At 41.2% G+C, this 16676-nt stretch carries 10 protein-coding genes; 4 read left to right on the top strand and 6 right to left on the bottom strand.

The genetic code is table 11. The features are described 5' to 3' along the window. Positions 1-28: 28 nt before the first annotated feature. From DLD82_RS05015 to DLD82_RS19155, 5 genes are all read right to left on the bottom strand, one after another. Positions 29-2221, bottom strand: a complete 2193-nt coding sequence (locus DLD82_RS05015) for a PAS domain-containing sensor histidine kinase (protein ID WP_109940008.1) — start codon at positions 2219-2221, stop codon at positions 29-31. 159 nt (positions 2222-2380) lie between these two features. Then, the gene (locus DLD82_RS05010; RefSeq protein ID WP_109940007.1) at positions 2381-3526 is read right to left on the bottom strand and encodes a response regulator; all 1146 of its coding nucleotides are present in this window, start codon (positions 3524-3526) and stop codon (positions 2381-2383) included. Further along, positions 3526-3903, bottom strand: coding sequence for a response regulator (locus DLD82_RS05005; protein ID WP_109940006.1), 378 nt, complete (start codon positions 3901-3903; stop codon positions 3526-3528). Before DLD82_RS05005 ends, DLD82_RS05010 begins: the two co-directional genes overlap by 1 nt. Further along, positions 3900-5189 carry an ATP-binding protein gene (locus DLD82_RS05000; RefSeq protein ID WP_245920369.1) on the bottom strand — a complete coding sequence of 430 codons (1290 nt, stop codon included), beginning with the start codon at positions 5187-5189 and terminating at the stop codon, positions 3900-3902. Before DLD82_RS05000 ends, DLD82_RS05005 begins: the two co-directional genes overlap by 4 nt. Positions 5190-5242: 53 nt before the next feature. Next, the gene (locus DLD82_RS19155) at positions 5243-5836 is read right to left on the bottom strand and encodes a PDC sensor domain-containing protein (RefSeq protein WP_245920368.1); all 594 of its coding nucleotides are present in this window, start codon (positions 5834-5836) and stop codon (positions 5243-5245) included. Between the two features lie 329 nt (positions 5837-6165). On the opposite strand from DLD82_RS19155, the gene DLD82_RS04995 reads away from it, so the two are divergent. The 3 genes from DLD82_RS04995 (at position 6166) to DLD82_RS04985 (ending at position 13902) form a co-directional block, all read left to right on the top strand. After that, on the top strand, positions 6166-9558 hold the full coding sequence (locus DLD82_RS04995; protein ID WP_109940005.1) for a PAS domain S-box protein: 3393 nt from the start codon (positions 6166-6168) through the stop codon (positions 9556-9558). Further along, positions 9536-12646, top strand: a complete 3111-nt coding sequence (locus tag DLD82_RS04990) for a PAS domain-containing protein (RefSeq protein WP_109940004.1) — start codon at positions 9536-9538, stop codon at positions 12644-12646. The genes DLD82_RS04995 and DLD82_RS04990 overlap by 23 nt, the downstream gene beginning before the upstream one ends. A 230-nt stretch (positions 12647-12876) precedes the next feature. Next, positions 12877-13902: an ATP-binding response regulator gene (locus DLD82_RS04985; RefSeq protein WP_109940003.1), complete on the top strand. Its 1026-nt coding sequence runs from the start codon at positions 12877-12879 to the stop codon at positions 13900-13902. A 56-nt stretch (positions 13903-13958) separates the two neighbouring features. Here DLD82_RS04985 and DLD82_RS04980 read toward each other — a convergent pair whose 3' ends face one another. Beyond that, on the bottom strand, positions 13959-16082 hold the full coding sequence (locus DLD82_RS04980) for a HAMP domain-containing methyl-accepting chemotaxis protein (RefSeq protein ID WP_181391261.1): 2124 nt from the start codon (positions 16080-16082) through the stop codon (positions 13959-13961). 180 nt (positions 16083-16262) lie between these two features. On the opposite strand from DLD82_RS04980, the gene DLD82_RS04975 reads away from it, so the two are divergent. Then, positions 16263-16673 (top strand): HIT family protein, encoded by a 411-nt coding sequence (locus tag DLD82_RS04975; RefSeq protein WP_109940001.1) that lies wholly within the window; start codon positions 16263-16265, stop codon positions 16671-16673. Positions 16674-16676 lie beyond the last annotated feature (3 nt).

Here is a 16676-nt window from a genome sequence, read left to right as displayed (position 1 = left end):
TATCCTGCTTTGGTATTCTGCCGGACTTTCAGGATTTTCTCTTCTCCCATGCCCAGGGAGGGATTACAATTTTAAATACCGCACCCTCCCCTTCTTTTCCGGTCTCAGTTATGACAAGACCGGTAATTTCCAGGATTTCACGGGCAAGAAAAAGTCCGAGACCGGTATGTTTCCCGACACCCTTCCTGAAAATTCTCTCTTTCATATCTTGAGCGATTCCGGTTCCATCGTCCTCGACAACCCAGATGGCATTTGCTCCATCTTCATACCAGTATGATGAAATCCGGGTAATCTTCTCTCCGTACCTGAGAGCATTATCAATCAGGTTGTATATCACCCGCCCAAGCAGGGGATCGGCGTATACAAAGAGCCCGTCAAGGTTCTCAGTTACGGTTATGTCTTTTGTTTTAAGAACTGAAATTGTTGATAAAAAGATTTTTTTTGCATTCTGCCAGATTGGTTCTTTCACCCCGAGATCCTGGTAATCCCTGGTAAATTCAATCTGTTCCTGAATTTGTAAGGAAGTATGATATGCTTTCGTCAGGTATTTCTGGAGTAGTATCGGATCCTCTTCGTTTTCTGCATATGCCAGGTATCCCAAAACTCCGGTAAGACTATTTAAAATATCATGCCTCGTAATGGAAGAGAGAAGATTCAGTTTCGAATTTATCTGTTCGATGGAATTTTGTGCAATCTTCAGGTCTGTGATATCAATAATGACGGCAACAACTCCGGAGATTGCACCATCAGTTCCACGCAGTGGCGAATACCGGCCTCTTAAGTATCGTTTCGGGGAACCCCGTTCACCATCCAATACCTCATTAAAAGGAACTTCCCGTCCGGTAAGTGCTTTTTTGATAAGTGGTATTTGTTGTTCAAATCTTTCCTCATCAGTAAATTCCTCATATGAATGACCTTCAATTATCTCGGGTGTGACCCCGAATAAAACACCGAAGTTGTTATTTACAAGAAGAATTTTCCCCTTTTCATCAAAACAGATGATGGAAACCGGAACCGTGTCGATTATTGATCTTAAAAGCCCTTTATGTGCTTTAATCTCATCTTCGGCCTTCTTTCTTTCATTCATGTCCCTGACAGTTGCGATAACCCCGATTATTTTTCCTTCAGTATTCCGGAACGGAGCATAAATGATAGAGACCCAGCCGGTTTTTTTGTTGAGGTCAATGGTATATCTGAAATCCTCTGATGTTGAAACAATGCCCTGTAATGCCAGGGATGCAAGGTTTAGTAACTCTCCCTTGTTTTCCGGAGAAACAAAAAAGAGTGCTGGTTTTCCAAGTACTTCCTTCTCTGAAACACCAGTTATTTCCTCCATAAACCGGTTCCATACCCGGTAGGTAAGATTGGTGTCATAGACCACGATTCCCTCATTAATACTGGACAATATCTCCTGCAGACATTGGTTTTTTGATGAGAGTGATGACTCCACTTCTTTTTGATAAGTGATATCAACCATGGTCGTCAGGATGATCTCTTTTTTACCGATTTCAAAAAGATCTACTGAGAAAAGCCCGGAAATATATTGCCCGTCTTTTCTCCTGATTATAAGTTCTTTCCTTCGTGCAGGTGTGTTCCGGTCTGTTTCACTGAGTATTTTATTTCTCTCATCCGGATTTTTGAAGACCTGAAGATCTATAGAACTCTTACCGATAACCTCATCCATCGAAAACCCGAGAGTATCCAGAAATGACTGGTTTACCCTGATAAAAACCCCGGTCGAGGGGTCGGATAACGCCATCGGTATGGAATTTTCCTCAAATATTCTATTAAATATCTGTAAACAGTTACTATCATCCGGCTTACTCTTATCATGTTCCAGAGTCACCCGGAGGATAAGGTATGAGAGGTTTTCTTTCCAGAAAGATGATGTAAAGTCGATAATATAAGAACCATCAAAACAATTCGTGAGAAGGTTCGTATTCTTTTGATTGTCCGGAGTCGTTATCCCCCTGATTATTGCACTCCCCGGATATTTTTCAGCGAGTGTCAGGTAGTGCCGGTATATATCCTCCCCGAATAAATCGCTGGTCAAATCTCCGGTCAGGATACAATCAATAATGATATTATCTTCAGAAGAACAAATCTCATCTTCGGTATATACCAGAAAATTCAGGGACGTTAGTCCTTCCAGTAATGTTTGTAAATCAGGTTCTCTATATCCCGTCAGCAGGAGATGTATTGAGTGAGGATCTTTATGCATAGGATAAAACGCTGAAACTCTTGCCCTCTTATAAGGGGATTACAAGGTTAAAGTGTTTACAGTCCTTGGTATTATTCTCACGATTCATTCTGATTCATAAATATTTCAGAAAAACCCGGACTCATCAGAAAATACCCTCTGGATAGTTTAAAAATCCCGTTACGGTTCTTCTTTCCCAATGGTATATATTGAACTGCCATGTAATCTCGTAAGAGCACTCCGGATTTTTTCAGATTCTATTGAGCTAATATCAAGTTTTTTGATAAAGGAATCAATTGATTGGACCGCTTCGGTAATTTGTATCTGTTCATCTGTCTTTTTTTCTTCGCAGCATATAAGAATAATAGAGAGAGGATTTCGGATCTGATCTCCGATTGTTGAAATCTGGCGGAGATTATCATCAATCTGTTCAATGGCTATTTTCAGTTCCTCCACTGCCTGCTTTCTAAAGGTAATATCCCGACAAATCACCAGACAAAATCGTGAACCATTCTCTATAAAGAGGTGTGCACTAATTTCAACCGGGATTATTCTCTTATCTTTTGACAGATGCTCTCCGTCAAACATGAGATGTTTCTTCTCCAGTAACTTTTCCATGAACTCCTGGTAATGAGCAGATTGTTTTGCAGTATCTATCTCGTTCATACTCATTCCAAGCAGTTCGTCGTGTGAATATCCTAAAAGGGAACATGCAACCCCGTTGGCTTCCATAATCTTTCCAAACTCTCCGGTGGGGGTAATTTCATGGAGAATTATTGCATCATTTGCATATTCAAAAAGGTTTTTATATCGTTTTTCAGATAATCGAAGGGCTTTGTTCATATCTTCAAGTTCAACCAGTTTCTTTTCAAGCTGATAGATAAGCCGCTTATTATGTTCAGAGAGATATTCATTCTCTCCGAGGATTATCTTCTTTGGTTCAGGGACCTCTTTTCCCTTGTACTCATTGGTCAGATTTTTAATAATATCCATGAAGTCTGCAGGATCTGTGGGTTTAATGACAAACCTGTCTGCACCAAGACTTTCTGCGAATTCTCTGTCCTTTTGTTCGGTATATGCGGCAGTATAAAAAATAAAGGGAATTTTATTAAAGTCCGGGTTATTTTTGACTTCCCGGCATAACTGAAAACCATCCATCCTTGGAAGCAGGATATCAGAAATAATAAGATTGATATCGTTCTCCCGGAGTTTTTCAAGTGCATCAACTCCGTCAACTGCAGATATAACGGTATATCCATATCCTGCAAGGAGTTTTTCCAAAAGATACCGGTTGATATATTGATCATCAATAATGAGCACATTCATTATTTCTTACCATCCGGAAAGTGAATTTTTATCTGATCTACAAATGTTGCCGGATTTATGGGTTTTTCAATGTAGTCTGTTGCACCGGCTGCAAGAATCTTCTCTTTATCACCTGCCATTGCATATGATGTCACAGCGATTATGGGGATTTTATCAATTCCTTCTGTCTTCCGAATAATTCGTGCAATTTCATACCCGTCCATTTCAGGTAACTGAATGTCAAGGAGAATGATATCCGGGTGTTCGTTGACTGCTTTATCTATTCCAATCAGGCCGTTTTCTGCTTCAAACACTATATATCCCTGCGATTCAAGCAAAAAGTGAATGAGGTACATATTCTGTTCATTATCTTCTATTACCAGGATCTTTTGAGTCATGAAGTTCCCTCCAATGCCGGGAGTATAATCGTAAACACACTGCCCTGTCCGGGTTTACTGGTCACAGATATTGTTCCCCCATGAAGTTCAACCAGTTTTTTCGTGATTGAAAGACCAAGACCGGTTCCTTCATGTTTTCGGGTTGTCCCGGTATCAATCTGATGAAATGGCCGGAAGAGTTTGTCCATATCCTCTTTTTCAATCCCGATGCCGGTATCTGATACTGATATCTCTATCGTATTACCGTTCATAATACTTTTTATCGTGATAGTTCCCTGTTCGGTAAATTTTATCGCGTTGTTAATGAGGTTAATTAATATCTGTTCTATCCTTCGTGGATCGCCGCTAATTTCCATGGGTTTTGAGGAAAGATCGGTTATAATCCGGAGACCTTTATCTTCTGCAGATTTTTGCAATGTGGTAATAACGGTCTGGATTGTATTCTGGACCTCTACCGGTTCTCTGGTAATATTGAGTTCTCCGGCTTCAATCTTGGAGATGTCTAAAACATCATTTATCAGGGCAAGAAGATGCCTGGCACTTTGCTGGACCATTGTCAGCTGTTTATGCTGTTCCTGGTTTAATGGCCCGGCAAGACCCTGGAGTATTATTCCGGTAAACCCGATGATAGAATTCAGAGGGGTTCTCAGCTCATGAGACATTGTTGCAATAAATGCCGATTTTAACTGGTCGGCTGCTTCAGCCCGGTCTTTTTCGATGACAAGTTCCTGATTACTTTTTTCCAGCTGACCTGTCCGTTCACGAACCAGCTCTTCCAGGTGGTCCCGGTATGATGATAACTCGGCAAATGCCTTATTTTTTAATCCTTCCTGCTCCTGGATTTTTGCAATCATCAGGGTAAATGAACTTGCAAGCTCTCCCACTTCTCCTTTCATATCAACATCTATCTTCTGATTCAGATCTCCTGTTTCGGTGATATTTTTCGTAATATCTGTCAACGTGGAAAGGGGACGGATGATGGTTTTGTCTAGAATGATAAGAGTAATAATACTCAGAAGAATCAGGGCTGCAAATACAAAAAGAAGGATTAATACTATTGATTTTATTATCTCCTCTTCTATCTGACTATAGGGAATGGTGATGAGCAGTTTCCATCCCAGCATGGGCGATGTGTAAAAGATGAGGTATGATGAGGGAAGGGTAATGATACCTTCAGAGTTATTGAGCAGATAGTCAGTCTGGTTACCAATGATATTTCTGATATCGGAGAAAGTATTTTTCGAATCCTTTGAGGCCAGAATGATTCCTGATTCATTTACCAGCATTATCTCTCCGGACCTTCCAACTTTTATTGATGAGATATATTCTGTCAGATTAATTAAGGTGACTCTGCCCCAAGAACGCCATAGACGGTTCCATTTGGATACATCATGGCTTTTACGATTCCAATATTCACATCCGGAGAAGTGACCGACTGGTATGGTTCAGTTATCATAACAGCCTCCGGATTATTTTTTGCTAAGGTATACCACGGCCTTGTCCGGGGATCATACCTGGTTGGAACTGGTCTTGGATGAGATCTGACAAAAGATCCGGATTCTCTTCCCATGTATACAGAATTGACAGCCGGGTGGGTAAGACGGAATGCATTCAGATCATCAATTATCCTGGCTTCCCTGTCTCCGATGTCATACTGAAACGTATCCTCAGAGACATTCAGAAAACTGGTAAATCCCCTGTCATCAGGATCAATCACCGTTTCATGCATCAGGAGTTCAGAGATATCCTGTTTTACTTCTTTGATAAAATTAGACAGGGCAAAGTCAATATGCCTCAGCTGGTTCACAGAATCAGTTCTGACATTCTCCAGGTTTTGTTCATGCAATGATGACGGCATGATAACTCCGATACAAACAAGAACAAGGGTTATAATACAGAGATACAGAAAAAATACCCGTGTCCGGAGTTTCATGAATTGGATTATGTTATCTCCATCTATTTAATATATCTCTGAATTATGTGCTGGTAGTTATCATAAAAATTTAATGAATTCATAACGATTTTTTTATCTCTTAAAAGGGAAATTTAAGATTTTTTTTGAAATTAGTAAAAATACGCGGATTTTATTGGGAAGAAGGCATCTTATACTACGTACGACTATTGGTAATTATCGTGCCAGATGTCTAACCGAATCTCTTGGAATAATAACAATGAAAAAATAACCGTGATTGATTCCGGATCAAGTAACTGGAAGTTTTTCTCTCCTGATTTCTGGTTCTTGAACGCATCAGAAGAGAGGCGATGGATATGATACCTGGATCTCTTTTAACCAAGAGGGATTTTTTTATCACTGCTCTGGTTCTTATTTTTCTATGCATCACCATTATCGGTTTTTTAGCGATTCAACATCAGCAAACAGAAACTGAAGAGGAGATTCAGTCTGAGCTCTCCACTATTGCAGAGTTAAAGGCGGGATCGATTGCTGACTGGTATCATGAGCGAAGGTCTGATGCAGAGGTTGCCCAGAAAAATATCATGCTACGAGAGTATCTTGAGAATCTCACAAATCCGGGAATTTATAAAGTCACGAAAGAGGATATGAAGGCATGGATGAGAAGTTTAATTTCCGGCTATAGGTACCAGAGTATCATTTTATTGGAGAGTTCCGGAAATCAGGTTTTGTCTGTTCCTGAAAATGGTACGATAAGTTCTTTCACCTATCAAAGCATATACCCGGAAATTATCCGGTCAGAAAGCCCCGTAAGTACCGATCTCTTTTTGGATCCGGATAGCGGCGAAAAAAAACTTGAATTCTGGGTTCCAATCCGGAGCAAATCCGGCGAAGAATTACTTGGAATCCTGGTATTGCAATTAAATCCTGAACAGTACCTCTATCCCCTGATTCAGACATGGCCTTCTGTTAGTAAAAGCGCCGAGTCATTAATTACCCGGCAGACCAATGGTCAGATGTTATTTTTGAATGATCTCCGGCATCTGCCCGATTCAGGTCTTACCTTAACCATCCCGGTAACGATGGAGGATGTTCCAGCGGTAATGGCAGCGAAAGGATATCGTGGTATTGTAAAAGGAAATGATTACCGGGGGATTCCGGTAGTTGCATCCATTACCAACATTACCGGAACACCCTGGTTTATCGTTGCAAAAGTTGACCAGGATGAAATTTATACTCCCTTCAGAAATTTTTCGATGAGTGTATTGGGGCTGCTTTTTCTGCTCTTTGTTTGTGCATCAGTAATCGTCCTTTTTTTCAGGAAAAAATGGGAGACTGATCTAATAAACCTTGAATTAAATCAGCAAAAACAAGAGATATTTCTTGCGGGCCGGGTTCGTTCCCTGATGCAACAGGCAAATGATGCGATAATAATCCTTGATGATGATTATCGTATTCTTGAAGTGAATGACCGTGCAGTGGAAATGTACGGGTATACTCCTGAAGAATTCTATCAAAAAACTCTCTTTGATCTTCGGTCAGATTCTGCAAAACGGACTATTGAAGATGATAAAATAAAAATGAGTAAATCCGCAGGCACATTTTTGCAAACCGAGCACCAGAAAAAAGACGGGACACTCATTCCGGTGGAGAACAGTACCCGTTTGATTGACGTGAATGGAATTACACTCAGACAGTCTATTATTCGTGATATATCTGAAAGAAAAAAATATGAAACCGAACTCCTTGAGAAAAATGTTGAATTGCAGACGATGAATGAGGAGATACATGCTTCATATGAAGAACTTGCTTCACAGCAGGAAGAACTTCGTGACCAGATGGAGATGCTCCGCCAGAGTGAAATTCAGCTCCAGGAGATGCATTCCAGGCTTGTTAAGGCCCAGCGTGCCGGTCATGTCGGACTTTGGGAGTATTATATTCTTCAGGGAAAAATGTGGGGTACTGATGAGGCATACCAGATTTACGGGCTTTCCCCTTCCTCCAATGGAATGATTGATATAACTTCGATTTTTGCCTGTATTGAAGAGAAGGACAGGGTTCAGTCAGAAATTACTGAGGTTATTGAGAAAGGGAAACCATTTAATTCAGAATTCAGGATTCATCCAGCAGATGGTTCTCCTGACCATATTATTACATCAGTTGGAGAACTTCAGCATGATTTACATGGAAAACCGCATAAAATTATCGGCGTTGTTCAGGATGTTACCGAAAAAAGGGAGTTTGAAGAGAAAATCCGTCATTACCAGGAAAAAGTATCGGCTTTGTTTAACTCTCCGGTCCTTGGTACTATGTTTGGTGACATTTTCGGGTCAGTCTCCCAGGTAAATGATGAGTTTCTCCGGATTATCGGATATTCAAGAGAAGATTTTTCTGCCGGAAATGTCCGATGGACTGATATTACTCCTGAAGAGTTTCTTTATCTTGACGAGCAGGGAATAGCAGAAGCGAAAGAATCCGGCAGCTGTACTCCATATGAAAAACAGTTCATCAGAAAAGATGGTCTTCGTACCTGGGTTTTAGTAGGGTATGTTCTGGTTGGGCAAAAAAGGGAAGATTCGGTTGCATTTATCCTCGACATCTCCCGGATAAAAGAGAATGAAGAGAAGATCTGCCACATTAACCAGACCTTAGAAGAGCGGGTTCATGAGAGAACCAACCAGTTGACATTCATCAATGAAGAGTTACAGTCTGAAGTCGATGAACGAATCAGGGCTGAAAAAAATCTTCAGGAAGCTCTTTCTATCTTGTCTGCTACCCTTGAATCCACCACAGATGGCATTTTTGTAACCGATTCTTCCGGGAATGTATTGCTGTATAACCGGATGTTCGTGGATATGTGGAAAATTCCGGAGTCTGTTCTTCGGTTAAAAGAAGAAAATCCGATTCTTTCAGAACTCCGAAAATCTATTCCGGATGAGCAGTCATTTAATGAAAGAATCAGGGCTATATATGACAATCCTGAAGAGGACTCATTTGACACACTGACCCTTTCTGATAACAGGATATTTGAGAGATATTCCAAACCTCAACGAATAGGTTATTCCATAGTCGGGAGAGTCTGGAGTTTTCGTGATGTTACAAAGAAAAAGGAGATGGAAATTCAGATTGAAAGATCTCTCCGGGAGAAAGAGATCCTGCTGAAGGAGATCCATCACCGGGTAAAAAATAACATGCAGGTAGTATCCAGCCTGCTTTTTATGCAGTCACGGCTTTCAACAGATGAAAAAGTAAAAGAAATTCTCCTCGAAAGTCAGACCCGGGTAAAATCCATTGCATTGGTGCATGAAGAACTCTATCAGTCAATGGATCTTGATCAGATTGATTATACCCGTTATCTCCATAAAATATCCCGGAATATATTTGATACCTATAAAGTGGACACCGGCCGGATTACCATAACGATTTCCGAGGAAAAGGTCTATTTAAACATTTCAAAGGCAGTTCCCTGTAGTCTCATCATCAATGAACTCATCTCGAATTCTCTCAAACATGCATTCCCCGATTCTAGGAAGGGAAATATCCTGATAGATTTTTCTCTCACGAATGGTGAATATCATCTCGTATATGCTGATGATGGTATCGGGCTATGCCTTTCAGATTCACAAAAATCCCCACATACTCTGGGTCTTGAACTCATTCAGGGTCTTGTGAAACAACTGGGTGGTTCTTTATCCATTGATAAAACAAAAGGAGTCAGGTATGAGATCGTGTTTCCGGAGTAATCGAAATATTCTGGTTCATATCATCATCGTTACGATAAGTTATTACATTTCTGCCCGAATCTCTTTATTATTCGGGATAAGTTACAGTAATGTATCGCCCGTTTGGATTCCGGCTGGTATTGCCATCGCAGCAATTATTCTTTGGAAACTGCCGGTTCTTGTAGGGGTCTTTGCAGGCTCAACCCTGGCGGTGAGCAGTACACAGGTAGCTCCCGAAGTAGCATTGATTCTGGGATTTGCATGTTGTACTGAAGCACTGGTGTTTTTCTATCTTTTCACCCGCTTAGATGTGGAATCTTTCCGTTTTGATACTCCGGAAAATGTCTTCTGGTTTATTGTTATAGGTGCATTTTCAAGTCTTATTGGAGGATTACTGGGAGTCTCAACCCTTTTTCTATTTGAATATCTCAGTCCTTCTTATTATGTTTTGAATCTCTTTACCTGGTGGCTTGGCGATCTTTCCGGCATTCTCATTATTACTCCCTTGATTCTCCTCGGAAAAAACCGCCGGGTATTTCTTTCTTCGTTAAAGTCCATTGAACATATTTTATACTATCTTGTCTTATTTCCCTTTTCTATCCTGATTTTTGATGGATCCACCCCGTATCTTTTTTTTATTTTTATTTTATATGCGGTATTCCGGTTATCAATTCCTCATGTTATCTTTACCCTTTTAATCGGAAATATGGTGGCCGTTTCTCTTGTTGTGTTGGAAAGGGGAGCATTTATCGGACTTTCAACGACAGAGACATTGCTCTCGGTTCAACTTTTTATGGTTGTAACTTCTATCATCAGTCTTTTCTTAAAAGCAGCCATTGAGGAACGGCAAAAAACTCTTGATAAGTACCTGCAGTTATCACATTCACAAGAGAATCAGATACGTCAGCAGACACAGGTAATCCAGGATAGTGAGGACAGATTCCATGGATTATTTTCCAATATGCATTCCGGAGTTGTAATTTATTCTGCTGTGGATGAAGGGAATGATTTTTTTATCGCCGATATGAATTCTGCCGCAGAAAAGATTGAAGGGGTCCATAAACCTGATATAATCGGTCATTCTGTTCTGGAGGTTTTTCCCGGAGTCAAAGAATTTGGCCTTTTACCTGTGATAAAAAAGGTCTGGATGACCGGGATTCCACAAAGGCATCCGGTCTCTTTTTATTCTGATTCACAGCGTTCCGGATGGCGTGATAATTACATCTATAAAATTCCAAACGGAGAAGTCGTTGTAATTTATGATGATGTAACCGAAGAGAAAAAAGCAGAAGAAACCCTTAAAAACACTCAAGAGTGGCTCATTTTTACACAACAGGCGGCAAATGCCGGTTCATGGGACTGGGACATTCTTCATAATACCATGACCTGGTCTGATGGATTACTGGATTTATATGGCCTTCCGAAAGATGCACATCCATCAATTGAAACATGGAAATCAATTGTTCATCCTGATGACCTGCCAATAGCCATAAAAAAAATTACCGAAGGTCTTAAAGAAAAAACTGACCCCTGGGTTGAATATCGCATCATTCTCCCAGATGGTACAAATCGCTGGATTGGATCTACTGGAAAGACACAATATAATAATGATGGTGTTCCGGCCAGATTGTCCGGGATATGTCTTGATATCAGTAAAAAGAAAGAGATTGAGAGAAATCTTCAGAAAAGTGAAGAACGGCTCCAATATACCCTTGAAGCGATTGATGACGGGTACTGGGACTGGGATATTCCATCCGGCAGGACTTTTTTTAATCCCCGATGGTACACCATGCTTGGATATGAACCCTATGAAATGCCGGAATCATATGAAACATTCGTCTCATTAATTCACCCGGAAGATAGAGATAAGGTGATACAGAAGATCTCAGAGCATTTTTCCAATAATCCAGGTCCATATGAAATAGAACTCCGGATGAGACAAAAGTCCGGTGATTATATGTGGATTCTCACCCGTGGGAAAGTAGTAACCTTTGATGCGAATAATCAACCGCTCCGGATGGTAGGCACTCACACCGACATTTCCCACCGGAAAAGAGCAGAGGCTGTTCTTCGTGAAAGTGAAGAGCGATACCGCTCCCTTGTTGAAAACGTTCCTGATTTTATCCTTGTGCATAAGGATGGAATAATCCTGTATGTGAATCCGAGTGTGGCAGAGGCAATGGAGTATACCTTAGATGAATTGTATGGCACTTCCCTGATAAATTACATAACACCAGAATATCATCGCATGATTGCTGAAGCAATTCGCATGAGGATGGATGAGAAAGACATTCCCCCCTATGAAATCAAGATAATCTCAAAATCCGGAGCAATCAGGACGGTTGTTGTCAGAGGGTGTAAAATTCAATACTCCGGATCTCCAGCATCGCTCAATGTTCTGACTGATATCACTGAACTCAAAAAGAAAGAAGAAGAACTGCTAAAATTTAATGAAAAACTGGAGCAGGAGGTAGAGTCCAGGACTGAAGAACTTAAATCCTCACTCAAGGACAAAGAAGTTCTCCTAAAAGAGATTCATCACCGGGTAAAAAATAACATGCAGGTGGTATCCAGTCTTTTGTACATGCAGGCACGGACGATTGACCAGCAGGAAGTAAAAAATGTTCTTCTCGAATCCCAAAACCGGATAAAATCAATCGCTCTTGTCCATGAAAAACTCTATCAGTCAAAAGATTTTGATAATATTGATTATACTGATTATTTACACAAAATTGCTCACCATATTTTTGAATCATATAATACTGACAATACCCGTATCTCCTGTACGATAAGTCAGCAGGTAGTTTACATGAATATTGATAAAGCGGTTCCCTGCAGTCTTATCATCAACGAACTCATATCAAATTCCCTGAAATATGCCTTTCCTGACAACCGGAGTGGGAATATTTCCATTACAATCTCTAAAGCCAATCATGAATTCACCATCCAGTATGAAGATGATGGGATTGGAATTCCTGAAGAAATTTCCGTTGATAACCTGAAAACCCTTGGATTACAATTAGTATATGGATTGATCGGACAATTACAGGGTTCTATTACCGTTGACAGGCCATCAGGATCCCGGTTTCTCATCACTTTTCCAGATTAATTATCTCTTTATTTTTTCTTTAAACTGGGCACTGTTTTTATTAAAACTGAAATTTATTCCTTTTTTTATAATAATGTCCGGATATATTACCACAACTTCTTTGTAGTAGTGTGATGATAACCCTAGATACCTGAAAACGATAATTGGATAATCCTTTCTGATAGGTAATGATTGAAAACTTAGGATATCTAAAAATTCTGTCTCTCTCTTAAGAGGGTGGTCTGGTCCCCATGAAAGAGCATGAAAAAGTACTCGTCGTCGAGGATGAATTTGTCACCGGTCTAGAAATAAGGGCACGTCTTGAGGATCTGGGGTATGATGTGCCTGATATTCTTGACAATGGAGAAGATGCAGTAAAAAAAGTCGGAGAATTACATCCTGACATCATGATCATGGATATCACCCTGAAAGGAGAGATGACCGGGATTGAGGCTGCTGATATCATCCGTAAGAAATATTATATTCCTGTCATTTATCTGACCGCCCATTCTGACGAAGCCACCGTTCAAAAGGCTATTCATTCGGAGCCATTCGGGTACTTAATAAAACCCCTTGAAGAGCGTGCCCTTCATACCACCATCCGGATGGCTCTTTATAAACATGCCATGGATAAAGCCCTTGTTGAGAGTGAGAAACGATACCGGGCTATTGCTGAATTGTCAGAAAATATTATTTTTATCCTGAATCCTGATTACTCCGTTGCATATCTCAATTCCTTTGGAAAAGATTATTTTCATGTTCCTGACATGACAGCGGCTCCTGATATGCATGCCATATTCCCGCCAGATCTTTTAACTACCCTGGAGGAACAGGCAAAAACGGTTTTTGAATTCGGAGGTTCTCTTCGGGTCACTCATTCCTTTACATACCAGGAAGAAGAGGTATGGCTTGACTCCACTATTGTTCCGGTCATGGCAGATGATGGAGGGGAAGGAGTAAACGGAGTTATTCAGGTTGTCGGTCAGATAAATGATATCTCTTCTATGGTCCGGATTGAGAAGGAGATTAGAAATAAGGGAATTGAGCAGATTGAACAAAACATGGAACAGTTTCTCATCCTCAATGATCAAATCCGCAATCCCCTTGCAATCATCGCATCTCTGGCATCCATGTCTGAATCAAAGGAAAATAATGATATTTTAGATCAGGTTAAACGAATAGATAATCTGGTAAACCAGCTAGATAAGGGATGGATACAGTCAGATGCCGTAAGAAATTTCCTGCTCAAACATTACAAAATGGGTAAAAAGGATTAATCTTCGAAACTTGTCCTCCTGTAAAAGTTCATTCCTGAAAAAAAGGTTATATGTAATCAGGAAAGAACAAACCGTTTCATCTCAGTGCTGGTGACATCCACCACCTCATTAATCTCATTAATGATTCCGGTAATCTGCTCCACCACGTTAATCGCTTCCTCTGCGGTGGCAGAAGAATTCAGGGCATCTTTCACCGTTTCTTTGATAAACCCACTCATATCCGTAACACTTGCGGTAATTTCCTCAAATGAAGCGGCCTGCTCTTCTATCGCCCCTGCAACGGTATTCATGTTATGACTTATCTCTTCGACTGCTTTGGTAAGGTCTGCAAAAGTCTCAACCGTCTCTTTCAGGGCACCTTCACCCTGGTTCACTGCTTTTGCGGCTTCATCCATTGCTGCAACCGCCTTTGCACTCTGCGATTCAAGACCGCTTATCATCAATGCAATTTTCTGGGTAGAATCTCCGGTCTGGTTTGCAAGTGCTTTTACTTCTCCGGCGACAACCGCAAACCCAAGGCCCGCATCTCCGGCCCGTGCAGCTTCAATTGCTGCGTTTAATGCCAGCAGATTAGTTTGCTCCGAGATGTCGGTAATTATCTTGATGATGTTGGTTATCTCCGCCATCTGGCCTTGGATGTCTTTGATTGTTCTCTCAACTTCGACTGAAGACTCTTTTATCTTGCTCATCCCTTCGTCAGCCAGGGATGATGAGATAATCCCTTTCTTTGCCAGATTATCAGCATTTGTCCCGGCCTGTGCAACTGCATCAACATTTGAAGATATGGACGTGACGGTTACCGTCAGATCTTCCATTGCTTTGAGCACCTGCTCGATTCCATCTTCACTACGCTGAGCATTTGTATTTGTCATGTCAGCTTTGGAGGAAATTTCTTTCGCACCTCTCCTGACATCTTCAATTCCAACCGAGGCATGAGAAGCATGGCTTGAAAGGTCGTTCAACTGTCCGGATACAAGGGCTAGAGACTTCGAGATCTCATCTCCGATGGTATTGAGTGCGGAGCGAAATTCACAAAAGTCTCCCTCTACCTTGATGTCCGAAGGAAACCGGGCAGCAAAATTACACTCTGAATAGTCCTTGGACAACGCAATAGCACCGGACAGAGGATTTATGATGGCCCCCAGGGTACGATTAAATCCCAAAATGATGTCCCGGTATGATCCCTGAAGGTCTCCCGGGGAACCTTTAACGGACAGGTCTCCCATGGAGGTCCGGTCAACAAGGTTTTTGAGTTCCACTATAACGTGATTGAGAGCAGTAAGGGTTTCTGTAAATGCAGGAGTAATCTGGTCCTTTGCACCTCTGTTTTCAATAGTCGCCAAAAGATCACCTGCCGCAATCCGGTGCATGGTTCCGACGACATCATGTTCAAGATAATCTGAAAAACGGTCAATCATTCCGGCCATATCCCCGATCTCATCGGTGCGGTTGAGATATAATCTTCCGGAAATTTCACCCCTTGTCATACTATCAAACTGGTTCATCACCTGGTACAGCGGTAATGTGATACTTCTGGTAATAAGAATTGCAAGTCCCATTGCAAGAATTACCACGAACACTGCAAGAGCTGCCATGAGCGGAATGGTCCGTTCCATCTCAGCATGGCCGTTCGCTGCAATACGCTTACTATTGGTCAGAATTCCGGTTTTCAGATCTTCAAACGTCCCTGCAGTGGCTCGTCTTGCGTTTGCATGATTTCCCCCGTTTGCAATAGATGTCAGCCCTTCCTTGGTTTTTCCCGCTTTTAGAAGAGTAAACACTTCCTGTGCCGCTGATTTATAGGTGGTCCACTGTCCTTCGAACTTTGAGAGGTTCACTTTTTCTTCCGGAGTAAGTTCGGCGGTTTTTAACTCTCCGATATGGGCATCTATCTTAGCAATTTCATCCTGCATCCTTTTTTCATCCTGCTCGCGTTCTGCAGGAAGGGCAGCGGTCCGAAATGTCAGCGCTCGTATGGAATTTAGTGACGTTTCAATACTGGTTACTTCATAGAGGGGCACGGTCCCGTCTGAGTACACCTTGTCCATTCCAATACTCACCGAGTTCATCCCCAAAAAACCAACAACCCCGACAAAAGCCATAAGAATAGTGACGATGATAAAACCGCCAATTAATCGTCTCCCTATCCGGATATTTGAGATACTGTTAAAAATGTTCATTATCCCCCTCCGTAATGCCATGTATCTGTTTAAAAATCATTTTAAGCCCCCTCTCCTGTAAGGCACCTGGATAGTTCCGTAAATAATATACTTGTAACAGTTATCACTTAAAAACATAAACCTCAAGTTGAGTATCAGATCCCGATAATTAATTTTCGATATCGTTCAGACATATATGCGATGAAAAAACCCTGTATCTTCTGTTCTCCAAAACCTGATGTTGTTGTTTTCAGTAATACTCATGCGTACTCCCGTTTTGATGATTATCCGGTTACTCCCGGACACATGCTTATCATCCCTTTTCGTCATATCAGATCATATTTTGAAATTTCAGAAAATGAACAATCTGCGTTATGGGACCTGGTCCGTCTTGGAAAACAGCATCTTGACAACACCTATCACCCGGAAGGGTTCAATATCGCGATAAACGATGGCATGGTTGCCGGACAGACGGTCATGCACCTCCATATTCACCTAATTCCCCGGTATCCGGGAGATTTAAAAGATCCAAAAGCCTGGGTCCATCAGGTGCTTAACGTAAGTGAAACAATGCTGGAGATAAAAGACAAACCTCCGGGCGAAAAAATGTGACGC

It is taken from the genome of Methanospirillum stamsii (assembly GCF_003173335.1).
Classification (GTDB): Archaea; Halobacteriota; Methanomicrobia; order Methanomicrobiales; family Methanospirillaceae; genus Methanospirillum; species Methanospirillum stamsii.
Note: the sequence above shows the minus strand (reverse complement) of the source record. Positions and strands in the feature narration are given on the sequence as shown.